Here is an 18337-nt window from a genome sequence, read left to right on the forward strand (position 1 = left end):
GGGGTGGAGTCGTTCATCAGGCGGCATCCTCCACCGGGTCGGGGACGGCGGTGAGGGGGGCCGGTGCGACGCGCTGGGTTTCCCCCGGTCGACGGACCGGTGGGGCCGGGTGGAGCCGGCGCCGGCGGCGGCGCCAGCCGGGCTCGAACCGGACGATCGCCGGCTTGGTACCCAGCCCGAGGACGTAGGCGTGCCAGCGGGGCAGCCCGTAGATGGTGTGCCCGGTGACCACCGGTTCACGGGCCTTCGACTGGTTACGCGAGCGGGTGCAGCGCCCGTCACCGTTGTCGCTGCGGCCTTCGCTGGTCTGCACCACGGTGCGCTGCCCGGCGAGGTAGGCCAGGTGCTCGAGGTCCTCGCGGGCGGCGACCCCGGGCAGGACGATCCGGGTGGGCAAGTTGGCGAAGATGGTGTGGGCGCGGGTGCGGCCCCAGCGGGTTTCCAGCTGGGCGAGGTCCTGGGCGACGGCCCAGACGGTGATCCCCCAGCCGCGGGAGTCCGCGGCCCAGTTGTCCAGCGGGACCGGGGTGATGTTGGCGATCTCGTCGAGGAACAGGCCCAGCGGCGGGTCGAGCTGTCCGCCCGGGTTGAGCGCGGCGACCTGTTTGGCGGTGCTGAACACCGCCTCGGTCAGCGCGGTGAGCAGCGGGGCGATCCGCTGGTCACCCTCCCCGGCGATGACGTAGAGGGTGCCCGGCGAGCGCAGGTAGGCGGCGAGGTCGAAGCCCTCCCCCGCGCCCGGGCGACACGCCTGGGCCACGGTCGGGTTGTCCATGAACGCGACCGCCGGGGCGAGCGCGGCGAAGTAGCCCGAGCGCGTGTTGGGCGCCGCGGCCAGGTTCTGCTCGAGCGTGCCGAGCCACCCCGACGGCACGCTCGTGCCGTACTGGGACAGCAGCCCGGCCGGGGTCCGGTCCTGCGGGTGCAGCGCCCAGGCCATGACCTGCCCCATCCCGTGACCCTCCAACGCCGCCGCGAGCAGGTAGCAGCGCAGGATCTCGGAGGCCTTGGCCGCCCAGAAGTCCGCGTTCTGGGTGCCGGTGGCCCCTCCCCCACCACGGACCAGCGCCCGCGCCCGGGCATCCGCGGTCCCCGGGTCCACGCATCCGGCGACCGGGTCCCACCGCAGCGTCGAGGCGACGGACCCGAGGCCGGTCGGGTTGAAGACGTGCACCGGCCCGAGCTGGGCGCGGTCGGCGGCGGTCATGTCGACGAACTCGGTCTTGGTACTGGTGACATTGGCCGGGCCCGGGCACTCCCGGATCGGCCCGACCAGCAGCGAACTCTTCCCCGAGCCCTGCGGGCCCAGCACGAGCACGCCCCGCTTCCACGGCGTGTAGACCGGGCGCCGGCGCAGGATCGCCGGGCCGGAGACCAGCCGGCCCACACACGCGCCCGCGGCCGAGACCGGCCGGGCGGGCAGGCCGGGGCGGCGCAGCCCACCGCGCACGGCCGCCGGGCCGGCAGTGGCGCGGTACTCGCGCACGTCGAGCCAGCCGTCGGCCCCGATCCGGCGGCGCAGCCGCGCGCTCGGCCGAAACGGCCGGGAGACGTGTCGATTACGGGCACGGTCATCGGCATCCCGAAGGGCATCCGCCGCAGCATCGCGGGCTCGACGACGGACATGCCGGTCACGCTGCTGGGTGCCACGGTCGTCACGTTCCCGACGGGCGCGATCCCGCCACCTGCGGGGCGCTGGACGGCAGCCGCGCCCGCTCCGTGACGTGACGATCGATGTGGGGCTCGCGGTGTTGTCCGCGCTCGTGCCCGGCGTCGGGCCTCGTCGGTAGCTGCGCGAACAGCGGTGGCGTCCGAGAACGGCCCCCAGAGTGCTCATCGAGCGCCGCCGACGAGACTGACCGCACCGGCACGACGGACGCCACTAAGCGCACAACAGAGCGGGGCCAGGACTCCTCAAGTCCTGGCCCCGCTCTGTTGTGCCTGGTGCTACGGCCTAGGTGTAGGCGGCACTGCGTCGCCGGTCGCGGGGGGAACCTGCGGGCCGCCGGCCTGCTGGTCGCGGCCGCGTCGCCAGTCGAGGTCCTCGCGCACAGCCTCTTCGTAGAAGCGCCACCAGTGCCGGGGTTCGGCCAGCTGCCGGCGCGCGGTCCGGATCACCCCGTCCCAGTTGTGCCCGCTCGGCGCGGAGGCCGGCGGCCGATTCCACGGCTGCTCCCCCGGCACAGGCGGTGCCGGGGGCGGGTTGGACTGGGTGACGCGCTCGCGGGACTCCTGCTCGGAGACCAGGTGCTCACCGGGGCGGCACATGTCGGTCGGGATCGCCGCCCGGATGTTGTCCAGCGCGGCGGCCTTCCATCGGACGTGCCATTCGGCCGCGATGTGCGGGTGCGAGGACGGGATGTAGGACTGGACGTGGGCGCTGCGCAGCCAGGACAGCTCGACCAGGGCGTTGGGGTGCAGCGCCCAGCAGTCGGGCAGCTGGTCGCGGGTGATCCGGTACCAGGGCACGAAGATCTCCCCGACCCACTGGGCGAGGACCGACCATTGCTCCTCGGCCTGCTCCGCGGTCAGGTGGAACCAGTCGACCGGCGGGTTCTTCTCCTTGTTCAGGGTCTTGAGGACCTCGTTGAGGTCCCCGCGCAGCGAGGCGAGCTCGTTTACGGTGGCCTGCCGCAGTGCGCCGAGCTCGGGGGCGAGCTGTTCGGAGACGGTGGCGGCCAGCTGGGTGTGCAGCTCGGCGGTCTGGTCCACCTTCTCCCGGATGCGGCGCACCTCCGCGGCCAGGGCGGTTTGCTCGCGGCCCGGGGTCGGGTTGCGCGGCCCGGGATCCGACGCGGCGCCCGCGGGCCTGTCGGGGCGCGGGTCCTCCGGTGTGCTCACGGGTGCTCCTCACGATTGGCCCGCCCGGCCAGCACGGGCTCGGGCGCGACGTCCGGCGCCGGTTCGGCGGGTGTCGGGGACACCGGAGCGGCGGCGAGTTGGGTGCGGTCGAGGCGGCGCAGCTCGCGGCGGCTGCGCCGGTAGCCGGGTTCGAACCGCACCACCGCCGGGCGCGGGCTCAGACCCAAGATGTAGGCGTGCCAGCGCGGCAGCCCGTAGATGGTGTGGCCGGTGACGACCGGCTCGCGGGTCCAGGACTGGTTGGTCGACCGGGTCTGCCGGTGGCCATCCCCGCTGGCGCTGCGGCCTTCGCTGGTCTGGAGCACCTCACGCTGCCCGCCGAGGTAGGCCAAGGCTTCCAGGTCCTCCTTGATCGCGACGCCGGGCAGCACCACCCGGGTGGGCAGGTTGGAGAAGATTGTCTTCGCCCGGGACGGGCCCCAGCGGGTCTGCAGCTGGGACAGGTCCTGGGCGACCGCGCACACCGTGATCCCCCAGCCCCGGGAGTCCGCCGCCCAGCCGTCGAGCGGGACCGGGGTGATGTTAGCGATCTCGTCGAGGAACAGGGAGAACGGCGGATCCAGCTGGCCGCCAGGCCGGCGGGCGGCGAACCGCTTGGCCCCGGTGAACACCGCTTCAGTGAGCGCGGTCAGCAGCGGGGCGATGCGGCGGTCGTCTTCGCCGGCGATCACGTAGACGGTGCCGGATGAACGGAGGAACTCCTCGATGTCGAACTGCTCCCCCGGCGCAGGTCGGCACGCGGCGGCGACCAGGGGGTTGTCCATGAACGACACCGCAGGAATCACGCCGGCGAAGTAGCCGGTGCGGGTGTTGTGGGAGGCCTTGATGTTCTGGGTGAGGGTGCCGACCCAGCCGGCCGGGACCTCGTTGGCGCGCTGTTCGAGGATATCGAGCGGGGTCGGGTCGTCGGGGTGGTGCGCCCAGTGCATCACCCAGGACATGTCCAGGCGCTGCAGCGCAGTGGCGAGCAGGTAGCAGCGGATGATCTCGGTCGCCTTGGCGGCCCAGAAGTCGGAGTTCTCCGTGCCGTGCAGGCCGCCCCCGCCGCGGACCAGCGCGGCGGCGCGGGCCTCGGCGACGGTGGGGTCGGTGCAGCCGGCGACGGGGTCCCAGCGGAACGTCGAGGCCAGGTCCCCGAGCCCGGTCGGGTTGAACACGTGCACCGGCCCGGTGCGGGCCCGGATCCGGGCGGTCATGTCGGCCAGCTCGGTCTTGGTGCTGGTGACATAGGCCGGGCCGGGGGTGTCGCAGATCGGGCCGACCAGCCAGGAGCTCTTCCCCGAGCCCTGCGGGCCGAGCAGCAGGATGCCACGCGACCAGGGCGAATACACCGCGCGGCCGCGGACCCCCAGCGGGCCGGAGACCAGACGGCCCACCTGGGCGCCAAACGCAGAAGCCGGGGCCCGCCCAGCGTGGACGGCCAGGCCGGGCCGGGCCGGGCCAGCCTGGGCGCGCAGAGCCCGGGCGCCGGCCTGGGTGCGCAGCTCCCGGTGATCCAGCCAGCCGTCGGCGCCGAGGCGGCGGCGCAGCTTCTGCGTCGGGTGGTGCCGCCACCCCAGCACCCCGGCAGCCCCGGCCGCCAGCCCGGCCGCGCCCAGCCCGGCCGCGGTCGAGACCACGTCCAGGCCCGGCAGCGGGACGGTGGCCCACCCCAGCGCCCCCGCGGCGGTGGCGGCGGCCATCAGACGGGTCGGGGCCGAACGGGAGACGACGTTGCGGGTGCGCTCGATGACGCTCATCGCCCCTCCCCCGCCGCGGCGGGCCCCGGGTCGGGCTGGAGCAGCTCGAGCGCGTCGTGCACGCCCTGGGCGCGGCGCTTCTCGCAGCCGAAGTAGCGGCGGATCGCCTCCACACTGGGCAGCCCGGTGTCCTGCCAGGACTCCAGCTCTCCGACCGCGATCGCGGTGCGGACCTTGGTGACCAGGGTCAGGGTGTCCACGGTTTCGGCTTCCAGCCGGTGTCCGCCGGTGTCTGCGGCCTCGACGTGGGCCTCGGCGAGGAGGCTGGCCAGGAACGACGCGACCAGGGGCTGCAGGATGACCGCGACCAGGATGAGCACCGGTGGGGCCAGGTGCGCGAGCAGCGTGGTGAAGTTCTGCCAGGTACCCAGCCACGGCAGCACCGGTGAGGTGTTGATCAGGATGGTGGCGGCGAGTAGCCCGGCCTCGAGGACGTAGACCTTGGTGCGGTGCGTCTTCGCGGGGAAGGTGCGGCCCCACTGCGCGGCGCGGGCGTGCAGCATCATGATCACCAGCAGTGGCAGGGAGAACAGCGGCTCCACCACGTAGGCGAGCGCGGACCCATGCGGGCCGACCAGTGCGTCGTGCACGCCGACCGAGGTCCAGGCGGTCCCGGCGACCGCGCCCCCGAGCAGCGCCGCGGTGCTGAGCACGTGGGTGCGCTGCAGTGACGCCAGCCGCGAGGTCGGGTCCAGCAGCCGGGTGCGCCGGGCCAGGGCGCGGCGCTGCCAGAGCCGGTCGGACAGCTCGTAGCGGGCCATCCGCTGTTCAGCGCGGCGCTCCCGCCCGGCCAGCCGGACCGCGGCGGTGGCGGCCGCGACGTGCTGGGTGCACCGCATGCCGCGGATCCGCTCCGCGGCAGCGCGCTCGTGATCGGCTTCTTTGTCCGAGAGCACGTCCAACCAGGCTGGGTCGCGCTGCAGCTCGGCCTTGCCGCGCAGCAGCGCGAGCTCGCGTCGCATCTTGTCCAGCTCATCCGCAGCGGTCTCGTCCAGGCTCTCGCTGCCTCCGGGATCGGCGGCGGGCGAGGCGAGGGCGACGATGCTGGGCCGGTCGTTGGCCCGGTGGTCGGTCTCGGAGGTGGTCAGCCAGCGCTCCAGAGCGCCGGTGGGCAGCTCGGTCATCGGGTCTCCTCCTCGGGGTCCCGGGGCAGCGGAAGGGGGCGTCGTTGGTGACGAGCCAGGTCCAGCCCCCGCAGCGGGGGCACCCGGTACTGATGGGGTCGCTCCAGGTGGCCGGGGCCGGCGTCCAGAGGTGCTGGCAGGCCGTGCAGGACAGCAGCACGCGGGTCGAGGCCGGGCCGAGTGCGGTCAGGTCCATGACGGCGCACCTCGCCGGGCCGAGCCGTGCACAGTGGTCGAGCAGGTGCGCAGCCACACCGACACCGCGCGCCACACCGAGCGGGAGTGCTGCTCGGAGGCGGCGAGGTCCGGAGCTGGAGACAGCACGGCCGTGCAGGCCCCGCACGGCCGGCCGGGAGCGGCGGTCATCGACGTCGGCGCCACCCACGCCCCGCACACCGCCCGGTAGCGGCCCGTGGTCGAACCTGCGAGGAGATCCTCTTCGGCGATCTCGTGGGCCAGCCCATCGAGCTGCGAGGTGATCGAGGTGGTCGGCATGCGGGGGCGGTGGCCCGAGCGGCTGCGGGCGCTCACCGCTGCCCTGCCGGAACAGCGGCGGTGCCACGGAGAGTGGCTTCCGCTCGCAGCTCGGCGATCCGGTCCCAGCGGGGGTCCCGGTAAGTCCGGCTGCCACGAGGGCCGGTGGCCACCGTCCAGCCGCACGCCAAGGCGTCAGCGTCTTGGGCGGCCAGACGATCGCGGAGATGTCGTGCTGGGTGGCGCAGCGCACGAGGGAGAATGGACACGGATCGTTCCTCCTGGTCGTGAAGGTCCTGGTCGTGCGATCCACTGGCCCCGGCAGGTGTTCGCAGCACCTGCCGGGGCCTTCCTCTGGTCCCGGGACGTCGCCTCGGCACCGGGCGTCTCGTCGTACCGAGAGGGGAACCCAGGCGACCAACGAGACGATCTGAGATTGCACATCGAGCATGCAATCTGTCAAGCCGGGTTGCACCGTCAACGTGCGACCCGGGAGACTCGCCCGCGCCGGGACATCCGGGTGCGGGAGGGGAGCCCCATGAGGATCAGCAGGCTGTTGGCCGACGACTGCCCGAACAACTTCGACTGCCCGCGCATCTACGACACCGCGGATGGGGAGAACGTGATCGTCCAGGGATCGACCGTCACCGATCCGGAGGCGCTAGAGCGCCTCCGGATGCCCGAGCACGAGTCCGCGGTCGAGGTGCCCCGCAGGCTGATCCAGGGAGTCCGGCCGATCCTCACCATCGACGAGTTCGGCGAGTGGGTAGGCCGCCACCACACCACCGACCTGTTCCGCCTGGAGACGCTTAGCACGTACGCCTCCGCCTCCGACGATCAAGACTTCCACCGGTATCTGCGGGGGGAGGACGCACCGACCGCGGCCGCGAAGGAGCCGTGGCTCCAGCGCCTCCGAGCAGACACAGACGCCGGCCGGCGGTGGCGGAAGGTCCACCTCGTGCGGGGTGAACTCTCCGATTACGAGCGCTACGAGTTCGAGTGGGGCTTCACCTACACCGTGGAGGCAGGGGAGGACGTCCGGATCCTCGACCTCGCCCACGACGATCGTCTGGCCAAGCTCGGCGAGCTCGGCGACTTTTTCGTTCTCGACGGCGAGCACGTCGCCCGCAGCCGCTACGACGACGAGGGGCGCCACCAAGGCTTCGACATCCTGACCGAGCCGGCGGCGCACATCGTGGCTGCCGAATTCATCTGGGACGCTGCCGAGCCGTTCACGTCCTGGTGGGAGCGTCACCGGCAATACCACCGCCACGCTGCGTAGAAAGGGGGCCAGTGGGCACCGAACCGCCCGGCCGAGACGAACTGTCCCGGTCACTCCGACGTCTACTCGAGGCCTCCGGGCGGACCGGCAAGGACGTCGCGGCCACGACCGGGTTCTCCAGGGCGAAGGTGTCCCGGCTTCTCCAGGGAAAGCTCGTTCCGACAGAGGCGGATGCCGATGCGCTGCTGCGGGCGCTGGATGCGTCGGCGGAGGAGCGCCAGCGCCTCGTCGACCTGGCTGCAGAGCTGCACGAGCAGCGGACCTCACGGGTGGTCGTCCTCCGCGGCGGCATGGCGACCTACCAGCGCCGCTACGGGGAGATCGAGCGGGAGTCCAAGCACATTCGGACGTTCTGCCCGCAGATGGTGCCCGGCCTCGTTCAGAGCCCCGACTACGCCCGGGTCATCTTCCAGTCCAGTGGCCGGCCGCCCGAGGAGGTCGAAGCGGGTATCGCTGCCCGGCTCGAGCGGCAGAAGCTGCTGAACGAGCTGGGAGACCGCCAGTTCACCCTGATCGTCACCGAGGGCGCGGTCCGCTGGAACCTACTGGGCCCCGAGGGCATGGCCGAACAGCTCGACCAACTGGCGGGCCGGGCCCGCCGCCCCGGCCCCGTCAGAATCGGGATCATCCCCTGGCACGTCCAGGCCAACTTCGTGACCACGACCTCGTTCGACCTGCACGACGAGCGCGCCGTCATCACAGCCACCGATGCGGGGACGAGCATCCTCACCGCGCCGCGGGACGTGGCCGAGTACATTACTCGGTTCGATCGGATCGAAACTCTGGCGTTCTTCGGAGACGCTGCTGGCGATGTCCTTGCGGGTATCGCCGACGACTACCGCCGGCTGTTGCACTAGCTACTTCGACCTGAAGAAGTAGCAGCGCCGCAAGGCCCTGACCTGCACAAATAGTCCCGCGCGCCTCCCACGCTCGCGGTCGGATGGGCGGGAGAATGCCCCGGTAGCGCCGTGAGCTGGGGAAACGGGGGCGGGATGCTGCGGACGCGGGCAGTCGAGCTGAGCTTGTGGGAGGCCGTGCTCCCCGACGAGGTGCTTCGGCTGCCCGCGGAGCTGGCGCGGGTCGACGCGCTGCTGGACGATCCGGTGTTCTTCGCCCCGTTCGCGGGGTTCTTCGATCCGCGGCTGGGTCGGCCGTCCACGCCGATGGAGGTCTACCTGCGGTTGATGTTCCTCAAGTTCCGTTACCGGCTGGGCTATGAGAGCTTGTGCCGCGAGGTGGCCGACTCGATCACCTGGCGGCGGTTCTGCCGGATCCCGCTCGACGGGCGGGTGCCGCATCCGACGACGCTGATGAAGCTCACCACCCGCTGCGGCACCGCCGCGGTCGACGGCTGCAACGAGGCGCTGCTGGCCACGGCCGCCGAGGCCAAGCTGCTGCGCACCGCCCGGCTGCGCGCGGACACCACCGTGGTCCCGGCCGACGTCGCCTACCCGACCGACTCGGGGTTGCTGGCCACGGCGGTGCGGCGAATCGCCGCGGCCGGGCGGCGAGTACAGGCCGCCGGCGGCGCCACCCACACCCGGGTTCGGGACCGCAGCCGCTCGGCCGGTGCCCGTGCCCGCGAGATCGGCACGAGGCTGCGGCTGCGCGCGGCGCCGGGCCGCGACCAGGCCCAGGCGGTGGTCCGGCGGATCACCGGGGAGCTGGCCGGGCTGGCCGAACGCGCCGCCGCCGACGCCGAGCAGCTGCTGACCAACGCCCGCCGGCGCTGCGCCGCGCGCAGGCCAGGGCCGAGCAGCTCGCCGAGACCGGGCGCCACGACCCGGCCGCGGGCCGCCGCCGCGGGCGGCTGCGCCGGGCGATCACCGACCTGACCGGGCTGCTCGACGCCACCCGGCGGATCGCCGCGCAGACCCGCCAATGCCTCGCCGGGGTCGTCCCCGACGGCGCCACCCGGCGGGTCAGCCTGCACGAGGGTGATGCCCGCCCGATCGCCAAGGGCCGGCTCGGACGCCCGGTGGAGTTCGGCTACAAGGCCCAGGTCGTGGACAACGACGACGGCATCGTGCTCGACCACACCGTCGAACGCGGCAACCCCGCCGACGCACCCCGACTGGCCCCGGCCGTCGGCCGGGTCATCCGCCGCACCGGCGCCCGCGCACCGTCACCGCCGACCGCGGCTACGGCGAAGCCAGCGTCGAGAACGACCTGCACGAGCTCGGCATCCGGACCGTGGTGATCCCGAGGAAAGGCCGACCGGGCAAGGCCCGCCAAGCCCACGAGCACCGCCGCGCGTTTCGCAGAACCGTCAAATGGCGCACCGGCAGCGAAGCCCGGATCAGCACCCTCAAACGGCAGTACGGCTGGGACCGCACCCGCCTTGATGACCTCGACGGAGCCCGGATCTGGACCGGCCACGGGGTCCTGGCCCACAACCTGGTCAAGATCGCAGCCCTCGCCGCGTGATCGACCACCAGACGGAGATCAACATCCTCCGCCGCTCGTCCCTGACCATCCCGAATCAGCGCAATCGGCCTTCTTCAGGTCGAAGTAGCTAGTCGATTCCCGACCTTGGTCGCAGGACGGTCGCCAGCTCGACGACGGGCCACGTCCTCGTGCTCGGATGGCCGACCTCATGGGCCCTTGCAAGACAGCTCGCGGGTCCGGTGTTGCGGTTACTGCGTTTATTGCGGATAGTGCATCTAGCGGCCGCCGCATGCCCGCGGCGGCCGCTAGCGACACAGAGAGGCCAGGAGGCGTCATGGCATCCCTACTGCTCGACCCGGTCCGCCCGGACGACACCGACGTCACCACCGCAGTCGAGGCGCTCCCGCACGTCAAGGACTACCTGACCCGACACCCGGGCCATGAAGCTGTGCGACTGGTCGTCGACGACGAGCGCCAAGACTCCCTGACCGTCCCGCGGGGGGCGGTCGAACTGCTGGCCCGCATCCTCGCGCACATGGCCAAGGGCCAAGGCGTCTCCGTCGTCCCCTCCCATGCGGAACTGACGACCCAGCAGGCCGCCGACATGCTCAACGTCAGTCGTCCGTTCCTCATCGGACTGCTCGACGCGGGCGAGATCGAGTACCGCAAGGTCGGCAAGCACCGCCGGATCAAGGCCGAGTCACTGATCGCCTACCTACGCGAGGACGACCGCGACCGCCGCGCGGCCGCCGACGAACTCTCCTCGCTGAGCCAGGAGATGGGCCTGCTCTGACGTGGCCTTCGTAGTCGTCTATGACGCATGCGTGCTCTACCCCAGCCTCCTGCGCGACCTGCTCATCCGGGTCGCGCAGGCAGGTTTGGTGCAGGCGAAGTGGACGAACGAGATCCTCGAGGAGACCTTCCGCAACCTGAAGGAAAACCGCCCGGACCTGGACCCTGCGCTGCTCGACCGCACGCGCGAGCGCATGGGCCGGGCGATCCGTGACGTCCTGATCACCGGCTATGAACCCCTGATCCCGATGCTCGAACTACCGGACGCGAACGATCGTCATGTCCTCGCGGCCGCGATCAAGGCGCATGCGCAGGTCATCGTCACCACCAACCTCAAGGACTTCCCCCCACCTGCGCTGAGCCAATGGCAGATCGAAGCCCAGCACCCCGACGAATTCGTGCACGACCTCGTCGACCTCCATCCGAAGGCCGTCTTCGGCGAGGTCCAGCGCATCGCCGACTCGACGAGCAAGCCACCGCTGAGTGTCGATGAGGTGCTCACCGGACTCAGCCGCTGTGGGCTGGTCGAGTCCGTCGCCGCGCTCCGCTCCTAACAGCCCTCGGACGCCTGGCACAGCGTGCGGATCGGTGACGGCCGCGGTTCTGCGCCAGGGCGCGCCGCACCGTACGCGGGCGCGCGGATGCCGTGCGGGAGGAAGCCGACGACGAAGCCGGCCGTGTCGTCGCTGCCTCGTCTCCGTAGCGGCCCGCAGGCCGGTCCGAAGCACCCCACAGTCTCCGTTCGCATGAACGGGAGCGACGTGATCTTGGCAGGCCGCCGTGCCAACTTCAGGTGAGACGAGTGCCAACTGGCTGAGACGCGGTGCCAGGCCCCCGGTGCGCCGGTACCAGCTTCGCTGAGACAGGACAGTGTTTCTCGGTCCGCGGGGATCGACTGGTCGTCGGCGGCTCGGGAGAGCCTCAAGGTACGTGTGGTCGTCGGCTCAGTACGTGCATGTGCCCTCGTGGCGACGGTGGTCGCGGCGCCATTGTGGTCGAGCATCTCCGACGCGGAAGGGGCGACCATGACCAGCACGCTCTCGACCAGCATCTCCGGGTTCCGTGGCAGCGTCCTCGATCCCACTTCGCCCGACTACGAGCAGGCCCGCGGGGTGTGGAACGCGGCGATCGACCGCAGGCCCGCGCTGATCGCCCGGTGTACGGGAGCAGCGGATGTGATCGGCGCGCTGCGACACGCCCGGTCGCGCGGGATGACCGTGGCGGTTCGAGGTGGCGGCCACAGCGGGCCCGGGTTCTCGACCTGCGACGACGGGCTCGTGGTGGATCTCTCGCCGATGCGCGCCGTCCGAGTCGATCCGAGGACACGCACGGCCTGGGTGCAGGGCGGCGCGACCTGGGGAGAGTTCGACGCCGAGGCACAGGCGTTCGGCCTCGCCACACCCGGCGGCGAGGTCTCCGACACCGGGGTCGGCGGTCTGACCCTCGGCGGCGGGATCGGCTGGCTGTCCAGACTGCACGGTCTCAGCAGCGACAACCTCGTCTCGGCGGACGTGGTCACGGCGGACGGGCGGCTGGTCCGAGCGAGTGCGGAGGACGACGCCGATCTGCTGTGGGCCCTACGAGGCGGTGGCGGGAACTTCGGCGTCGTCACCGAGTTCGGCTTCCGGCTGCACCCCGTGGATCGCATCCTCGGAGGACCGCTGCTCTATCCGGCCGATCAGGCGCCGGAGGTGCTGCGAGCAGTGCAGGAGTGGGCCCTGACCGCCGCCCGCGAGATGTCGCTCAACGTGGCGCTGGCGACACTTCCTCCTGACCCAGCACTCCCCGCGGAGGTCCGAGGAGCACGGGCGCTCGTCGTCTTCCCCGTGTGCTTCGGGACCGGAGCCGCCGGGAGGCAGCAGCTCGAGCAGCTCCGCACCATCGGTCGACCGGCGGTCGACGACGTCGGACCGCTCGACTACCTCGCCCTGCAGCGCTGGATGGACCCTCTGACGCCCCCGGGGCGCTGCTACTACGTCCGCTCGGACATGCTCGGGGTGCTCGACGACGGCGCCATCGACGCGATGCTCGACGCGTGGGCGACCGTCACATCCCCGACGACCGCCGTCCTTCTCCGGCTCGGCGGGGGAGCGATGGCCGAACCGCCCGCCGGCGCCACGGCGTTCGGACACCGGGACGCCTTCTGGATCACCGCCATCGTGAGCAGTTGGGAGCCGGGCGACGCGCCGGATCGCCACACGACATGGACGCGCAGCCTCTGGCGGTCGCTGCGCCCCGGTGCCCGTGGTGTGTATGTGAACTACCTCGAAGGAGACGAGGACCCCGGGCACGTCGACGAGGCCGCGGGAACCGCCTGCCCGACGAGCACCGCGGTGCCTCCCACCGAGTGGGCAGGCCGGCCTCGACGATCCCACCCGCCCCTGGCCCCGAACTGAACCCTGGGATGGCCCGCCGAGCCGGATCGTCCTCCAGCTCGATGCCGGCCAGGCCGGTCACACCGGCCGTGGGCCAGTAGCCGGCGGGCCGGCAGCGCATACGGCTCTCGGAGATCTTCCACGGCGCTACGTAGGCGCGTCGGCCACCGGACGGGTCGCCAAGCGCGGCGACACCGGGTATACGTACAGCCCGGCCGCGGCGGCGTCCAGCGGTGCCAGGCGGGTGGGGAGACCGGGTCAGCGGATCACCTGGACGGTGATGTCGTCCAGGTCCAGGCCGGCCCAGGCGGTGTCCGCGGTGACTGTGGGCAGCGCCAGCCGGGCGCCCAGGGCCAGGCAGCAGCGATCGCCCAGGGACAGCCCTGCGGACCGGGTGCGCGCCCATAGCTTCGCGGCGGTCACCGCGTCGGCCGTGGTCAGCGGTTCTACCCGGACCCCGAGGGTGCGCAGCCGGGTGGTGGCCCGGTCGGCGTCGACCCCGTGCTGGGCCAGCTTCTGCCAGGTCTCCGACCAGTTCGCCGCGGAGATCACCGCGGTGCCCAGCAGTGGATGCACGGCTTCGGCGCCGGGCTCGCCGCGCAGCCAGGCCAGCACCGCGGAGGCGTCCAGCACTGCGGGCGTCGCGGCGGCGGTCACGCCTGGTCCTCGCGGGCCGCCTCGGCGCGCCGGTCGGCGATCAGCTCGTCGACCACCGAACCCTCGCCGGTCCAGGCGGCGGCGACGTCGCGGCGGATCCGCTCGGCGAGCTGCTCGCGGGTCTCGAGGACCACCCGGCCGTCCTCCACATACACCACCAGCGGCACCCCGGCCTCGATCCCGGCGGCCCGCCGGATCGGCGCCGGGATCGTCACCCGGCCCTGCTCGTTGACGGTGAGATCCGCGCTTGGCGTATCTGCTGCATTGCCTGCCATGAGCAGAGTCTATGTGACAACTCTCACGAGTATGTGTCACATCTGACTTCGGCTAGCTGGTTCGACCGCCTTTCTGCCGCTTGCTCGCCCCGGCGTCGGAATGGCGGCCGGGCCCCGCCCATTACCCGGGATGATGCAGCCGTCGGCGGGCGCGAAGCTGAAGCCGCGATGTACGCACTTCTGCGTACCGCCGCAGTGTTTTACCAGGTCATCCGCTCGGCGCCGTCATCTTTCGCTTGACTGACACCCAAGTCAACGCTTGACTCTCGTGCCAATGAAAACTACGCGTGGGTACCGGATGACGGCACGGGCGGCGGCCGCGGAGCAGACGCACCGGCGGATCCTCGACGCCGCGCGGGTCCGCTTCCTGGGGGCCCCGTACGAGGAGGTGACGCTGGCGGCGATCGCGGCGGAGGCCGGTGTCAGCACACAGACCCTCCTGAACCGGTTCGGCTCCAAGGAAGGCCTGGTCGTCGAGTTCGCCACCGAGTTCTCTCGGGAGATCGACTCGCTACGGGCCACCGCCCGCGCCGGCGACCCCCGCTCCGCGGTCCGGGTGGTGCTACGTCAGTACGAGATGATGGGCGATCTCAACATCCGGACATTGGCCCTCGAGGACCGAATCCCGGCGCTGGCCGAGGTCTCGCGGATGGGCCGCGAACACCACCAGGCTTGGTTGGAGGAGACCTTCGGCGCGTTGCTGCCGAGCGATTCCCGTGCCCGCCGGACGATGCTCCTCGCGCTCTACGCGGCCACCGACGTCTACCTGTGGAAGTTGCTCCGCCGCGACCTCGGCGCCTCCCTGGCCGAGACCGCCCGTGTCATGGAACGGCTGGTTCGCGGGGCGCTCGCCCCGCCCGGGTAAGAGAAGGTGCGAGATGGACTACCTCGTGACGGTTTGGGATGCCGGCGGCAGCGTGCCACCGGAGCTCGCCCTGGTCCGCAAGCTCGCTGAACGCGGGCATCGGGTCGTCGTGCTCGCCGGTCCTCCCCTGCGGAAAGGGGTGGAGGCCGCCGGAGCGTCGTTCCGGGCCTGGCGAGAGGTTCCGCATCGGCGTTCGCCACAGGATCCCGACCCGTTTAGCGACGCCGACCTGTCCAGCCCACCACAGATCATCGGAAGGCTGGTCGATCGGATCATCGCCGGCCCCTCGGCTGTGTATGCCCGGGAGGTCGGGGCAGCACTCGACGAGTGCGGCTCCGACGTCCTGGTCTCCAGCATGCTGATGCTCGGCGGGATGGCCGCCGCCGAGGCCCGGGGCGTCCCGTGCGCAGTGACCATGCCCAACTGCCTCGCCTTGCCCGCCCGCGACATACCCCCGTTCGGCACGCCGTGGCTCCCGGCCAGAACGCCGCTCGGTCGCCTCCGTGACGCGGCGGTGAACTCGATGGCCACGAAGCTGTGGGATCGCGGGCTCGCTCCACTCAATGCCACGCGGGCCGACCTCGAGCTCCCCTCCCTGCGGCATATCCACGATCAGTACACGCGGGTGGCCCGGATCCTGGTGTTGACCTCACCGGCGTTCGACTTTCCGACCGAGCTGCCGGCCAATGTGCGCTACGTGGGCCCGCAGCTCGACGACCCGGTGTGGGTCGAGCCCGTCGAGCTGCCGCCCGGTGATGAGCCGCTCGTGCTGGTCGGGATGTCGTCGACGTTCATGAACCAGGGTGATCTGCTGCGTCGTGTCGTCGCGGCGCTCGACACATTGCCGGTTCGCGGGCTGGTCACCACTGGCCCCGAGATCGACCCCGCCGAGGTACCGGGGACCGACCGCGTCCACGTCGTCGCCGCCGCCCCGCACCGCGAAATCCTGCCTCAGTGCGCCGCCGTGGTCAGCCACGGCGGGCACGGCACCGTCATCAAGGCCGCCGCCGCCGGGGTACCCCAGCTGGTCATTCCGCTCGGCCGCGATCAGCTGAACAATGGCGCTCGCGTCGTCGCCGCCGGGATCGGTCTTCGGCTCAAGCCCTCCGCCAAGCCCACCACGATCGCGGCTGGCGTCCGCCGCCTGCTCGACGAGCCGTCGTTCACCCAGCGGGCCCGTCATCTGGCCGGGCCCATCAGGGGCGACGCGCAAAGCACGGCCGCCGTCACCGAACTCGAGAACCTCGCCCGGCCGGTCGATGACCACGCGAGGACTTGAGCCCGTCATCTCGGTCGTCCCGCCGCGAGGGGTATGGCGGGACGACCGCCCGATGGCTGAGGACCGTCTCTCTCGAAGCCCACTGACGCTCGGGTGCGACCGGCTGGTGTTGGAGCCTTGCGGTCATCCTCACACGATGATCATGATTCCGATCTCGGTCACGACGAGGCAACGACGCTGATCCAGGCACTCTTGGAGCCCGACCGGCTCTGGCGGAGCAGAGGTGCTTTCGCGTCCCTTCCCACGCCGCCCGGTGCCTGCGAATGAACCGGGAATCTCAGGAACTTGCTACTAGGTCGTGTCCTGTAAGTCGGTGCGCCGCGACAACACGATCGCGACGATGATGATCTCTGCGCGGTAGTAGGCGGCTCGCTTCGCATAGCGGGTGGCCAGGGCGCGGAACTGCTTGAGCCGGTTGAAGCAGCGTTCGGTTCGGTCGCGATCAGCACGCCGGTCAGCGCCGACGAGACCGTCTGCTCCCCCAGCGGGATGAGTCTGAACGGCACCACGACCTCGACCACGGCGGGGCCTCGGGCCGGGCAGAACGCCATGCACTCCCCGCCACTATCAACGTATAGCCCACCGGGGGTCTTGCAGCAAGACCCGGGTTGTGCCGCAGAATCTCCGGCCGGACCCGGATACGAGCAGATCCGGATTTGCGAAGCGCAATTCTTCGATCGGGGTATTTCTTGTTCGATGTGATCATTGTTGGTGGCGGACCGACCGGGATGATGCTGGCCGGTGAGCTGCGGTTGCACGGCGTGCACGTGCTCGTCCTGGAGAAGGAAGGGGCACCGGCCGAGTACGTCCGCTCGCTCGGGCTGCACGCGCGCAGCATCGAGGTGATGGACCAGCGCGGCCTGCTGGAGCGGTTCCTCGCGAACGGCCGGAAGTACCCGCTCGGGGGCTTCTTCGCGGCCATCACCAAACCTGCACCCGAGCGGCTGGATTCAGCGCACGGCTACGTGCTCGGCATCCCGCAGCCGCTCACCGACCGGCTGCTGACCGAGCACGCCGTCGAGCTCGGCGCCGAGGTCCGGCGCGGCTGCGAGCTGCTCGGGCTGAGCCAGGACGACGACGCGGTGACCGCCGACCTGGCCGACGGCACGCAGCTGCGTGCGCGCTACCTCGTCGGCTGCGACGGCGGCCGCAGCACGGTGCGCAAGCTGCTCGGCGTGGACTTCCCCGGCGAGGCCGCCAAGCTCGAGACGCTGCTGGGCGAGATGGAGGTGACGGCCGCGCCGGAGACCGTGGCCGCCGTGGTGGCCGAGATCCGCGAGACCGAGAAGCGGTTCGGCCTCGATCCCGTGGGCGATGGGAGGTACCGCGTCGTCGTGCCCGCGGACGGGGTGGCCAAGGATCGCGCGGTGCCGCCGACGCTGGAGGAGTTCAAGCGGCAGCTGCGGGCGTACGCCGGCACCGACTTCGGCGTGCACTCCCCGCGTTGGCTGTCCCGCTTCGGCGACGCCACCCGGCAGGCCGAGCGCTACCGCGTCGGCCGCGTCCTGCTGGCCGGCGACGCCGCGCACGTCCATCCCCCGATGGGCGGCCAGGGCCTCAACCTCGGCATCCAGGACGCGTTTAACCTGGGCTGGAAGCTGGCCGCCGAGGTCGCTGGCTGGGCGCCGGAGGGGCTGCTGGACAGCTACGAGGCCGAGCGGCACCCGGTCGCCGCGGACGTCCTGGACAACACCCGCGCACAGGCGGTGCTGATGTCCACCGAGCCGGGCGCGCAAGCGGTGCGCCGGCTGCTGTCGGAACTCATGGACTTCGAGGATGTGAACCGGCATCTGACCGAGAAGATCATCGCGATCGGCGTGCGCTACGACTTCGGCGGCGATCACCCCCTGCTCGGCCGACGGATGCGGGACCTGCAGCTCAAGCGGGGCCACCTCTACGGCCTGATGCACGACGGGCGCGGGCTGCTGCTGGACCAGACCGGGCAGCACTCGGTGGCGGGGTGGTCGGACCGAGTCGACCACGTCGTCGACGTGAGCGAGGAGCTGGACGTGCCGGCGGCGCTGCTGCGGCCAGATGGGCACGTGGCGTGGGTCGGTGAGGACCAGGAGGACCTGGTGGGCCACCTGGCGAAGTGGTTCGGCAGCCGTGGGCTGAGCGCCGGCAGCACGAGAACAGCCCCTGACCCGCGTTTACGCTGGTCAGGGGCTGTAGCCCGCGGGTGTGGCAGGTGAAGGATTCGAACCTTCGGATTCACAGTCGCGAGA

Annotated in this window: 16 protein-coding genes and 1 pseudogene; 10 read left to right on the top strand and 7 right to left on the bottom strand. The window is 71.5% G+C overall.

All coding sequences use genetic code 11. The annotated features are described in order from the left end of the window. Window positions 1–16: 16 nt before the first annotated feature. Complete coding sequence (locus tag HF519_RS10950; RefSeq protein ID WP_169412780.1) at window positions 17–1486, bottom strand: type IV secretory system conjugative DNA transfer family protein; 1470 nt, start codon at window positions 1484–1486, stop codon at window positions 17–19. Between the two features lie 66 nt (window positions 1487–1552). On the opposite strand from HF519_RS10950, the gene HF519_RS32815 reads away from it, so the two are divergent. Beyond that, window positions 1553–1723: a hypothetical protein gene (locus HF519_RS32815; RefSeq protein ID WP_169412782.1), complete on the top strand. Its 171-nt coding sequence runs from the start codon at window positions 1553–1555 to the stop codon at window positions 1721–1723. A 224-nt stretch (window positions 1724–1947) separates the two neighbouring features. Here HF519_RS32815 and HF519_RS10960 read toward each other — a convergent pair whose 3' ends face one another. The 4 genes from HF519_RS10960 to HF519_RS10975 form a co-directional block, all read right to left on the bottom strand. Beyond that, complete coding sequence (locus tag HF519_RS10960; protein WP_169412784.1) at window positions 1948–2841, bottom strand: hypothetical protein; 894 nt, start codon at window positions 2839–2841, stop codon at window positions 1948–1950. Beyond that, on the bottom strand, window positions 2838–4601 hold the full coding sequence (locus tag HF519_RS10965) for a type IV secretory system conjugative DNA transfer family protein (RefSeq protein ID WP_169412786.1): 1764 nt from the start codon (window positions 4599–4601) through the stop codon (window positions 2838–2840). Before HF519_RS10965 ends, HF519_RS10960 begins: the two co-directional genes overlap by 4 nt. Next, window positions 4598–5725, bottom strand: a complete 1128-nt coding sequence (locus HF519_RS10970; protein ID WP_169412788.1) for a hypothetical protein — start codon at window positions 5723–5725, stop codon at window positions 4598–4600. Before HF519_RS10970 ends, HF519_RS10965 begins: the two co-directional genes overlap by 4 nt. A gap of 186 nt (window positions 5726–5911) precedes the next feature. Next, the gene (locus tag HF519_RS10975) at window positions 5912–6220 is read right to left on the bottom strand and encodes a hypothetical protein (protein ID WP_169412790.1); all 309 of its coding nucleotides are present in this window, start codon (window positions 6218–6220) and stop codon (window positions 5912–5914) included. A 499-nt stretch (window positions 6221–6719) separates the two neighbouring features. Between HF519_RS10975 and HF519_RS10980 the strand changes: the two genes are divergently transcribed. The 6 genes and pseudogenes from HF519_RS10980 to HF519_RS11005 all read left to right on the top strand — a co-directional run bounded on the left by HF519_RS10980 (window position 6720) and on the right by HF519_RS11005 (window position 13057). After that, window positions 6720–7481: a DUF6879 family protein gene (locus tag HF519_RS10980; RefSeq protein WP_169412791.1), complete on the top strand. Its 762-nt coding sequence runs from the start codon at window positions 6720–6722 to the stop codon at window positions 7479–7481. Between the two features lie 11 nt (window positions 7482–7492). Continuing rightward, window positions 7493–8338 carry a helix-turn-helix domain-containing protein gene (locus HF519_RS10985; protein ID WP_169412793.1) on the top strand — a complete coding sequence of 282 codons (846 nt, stop codon included), beginning with the start codon at window positions 7493–7495 and terminating at the stop codon, window positions 8336–8338. 135 nt (window positions 8339–8473) lie between these two features. Next, a pseudogene (locus HF519_RS10990) lies at window positions 8474–9908 on the top strand (ISNCY family transposase). 295 nt (window positions 9909–10203) lie between these two features. Beyond that, window positions 10204–10662 (top strand): helix-turn-helix domain-containing protein, encoded by a 459-nt coding sequence (locus tag HF519_RS10995; protein WP_169412795.1) that lies wholly within the window; start codon window positions 10204–10206, stop codon window positions 10660–10662. Between the two features lies 1 nt (window position 10663). Beyond that, window positions 10664–11215: a PIN domain-containing protein gene (locus HF519_RS11000; RefSeq protein WP_169412797.1), complete on the top strand. Its 552-nt coding sequence runs from the start codon at window positions 10664–10666 to the stop codon at window positions 11213–11215. A gap of 471 nt (window positions 11216–11686) precedes the next feature. Then, on the top strand, window positions 11687–13057 hold the full coding sequence (locus HF519_RS11005; RefSeq protein ID WP_169412799.1) for an FAD-binding oxidoreductase: 1371 nt from the start codon (window positions 11687–11689) through the stop codon (window positions 13055–13057). Between the two features lie 237 nt (window positions 13058–13294). On the opposite strand, the gene HF519_RS11010 is transcribed toward HF519_RS11005, so the two are convergent. Then, on the bottom strand, window positions 13295–13693 hold the full coding sequence (locus HF519_RS11010) for a type II toxin-antitoxin system VapC family toxin (protein ID WP_211169859.1): 399 nt from the start codon (window positions 13691–13693) through the stop codon (window positions 13295–13297). Further along, the gene (locus HF519_RS11015; protein ID WP_169412801.1) at window positions 13690–13968 is read right to left on the bottom strand and encodes an AbrB/MazE/SpoVT family DNA-binding domain-containing protein; all 279 of its coding nucleotides are present in this window, start codon (window positions 13966–13968) and stop codon (window positions 13690–13692) included. Before HF519_RS11015 ends, HF519_RS11010 begins: the two co-directional genes overlap by 4 nt. 274 nt (window positions 13969–14242) lie before the next feature. On the opposite strand from HF519_RS11015, the gene HF519_RS11020 reads away from it, so the two are divergent. The 3 genes from HF519_RS11020 to rox all read left to right on the top strand — a co-directional run bounded on the left by HF519_RS11020 (window position 14243) and on the right by rox (window position 18304). Continuing rightward, window positions 14243–14833 (top strand): TetR/AcrR family transcriptional regulator, encoded by a 591-nt coding sequence (locus HF519_RS11020; RefSeq protein WP_169412802.1) that lies wholly within the window; start codon window positions 14243–14245, stop codon window positions 14831–14833. A gap of 523 nt (window positions 14834–15356) precedes the next feature. Next, a complete protein-coding gene (locus HF519_RS33270) occupies window positions 15357–16112 on the top strand; it encodes a glycosyltransferase (RefSeq protein ID WP_246243154.1) in 756 nt (251 codons plus the stop codon). Window positions 16113–16801: 689 nt separating this feature from the next. Then, complete coding sequence (gene rox / locus HF519_RS11035; protein ID WP_169412808.1) at window positions 16802–18304, top strand: rifampin monooxygenase; 1503 nt, start codon at window positions 16802–16804, stop codon at window positions 18302–18304. The last annotated feature ends 33 nt before the right edge of the window (window positions 18305–18337 follow it).

The organism is Pseudonocardia bannensis (assembly GCF_012911875.1).
Classification (GTDB): domain Bacteria; phylum Actinomycetota; class Actinomycetes; order Mycobacteriales; family Pseudonocardiaceae; genus Pseudonocardia; species Pseudonocardia bannensis.

Coding starts and splice junctions, on each gene's coding strand:
- HF519_RS10970 (WP_169412788.1), bottom strand. CDS start 5,725: ATGACCGAGCTGCCCACCGGCGCTCTGGAGCGCTGGCTGACCACCTCC.
- HF519_RS10995 (WP_169412795.1), top strand. CDS start 10,204: ATGGCATCCCTACTGCTCGACCCGGTCCGCCCGGACGACACCGACGTC.
- HF519_RS11015 (WP_169412801.1), bottom strand. CDS start 13,968: ATGGCAGGCAATGCAGCAGATACGCCAAGCGCGGATCTCACCGTCAAC.
- HF519_RS10975 (WP_169412790.1), bottom strand. CDS start 6,220: ATGCCGACCACCTCGATCACCTCGCAGCTCGATGGGCTGGCCCACGAG.
- HF519_RS11005 (WP_169412799.1), top strand. CDS start 11,687: ATGACCAGCACGCTCTCGACCAGCATCTCCGGGTTCCGTGGCAGCGTC.
- HF519_RS33270 (WP_246243154.1), top strand. CDS start 15,357: ATGGCCACGAAGCTGTGGGATCGCGGGCTCGCTCCACTCAATGCCACG.
- HF519_RS11020 (WP_169412802.1), top strand. CDS start 14,243: ATGAAAACTACGCGTGGGTACCGGATGACGGCACGGGCGGCGGCCGCG.
- HF519_RS10965 (WP_169412786.1), bottom strand. CDS start 4,601: ATGAGCGTCATCGAGCGCACCCGCAACGTCGTCTCCCGTTCGGCCCCG.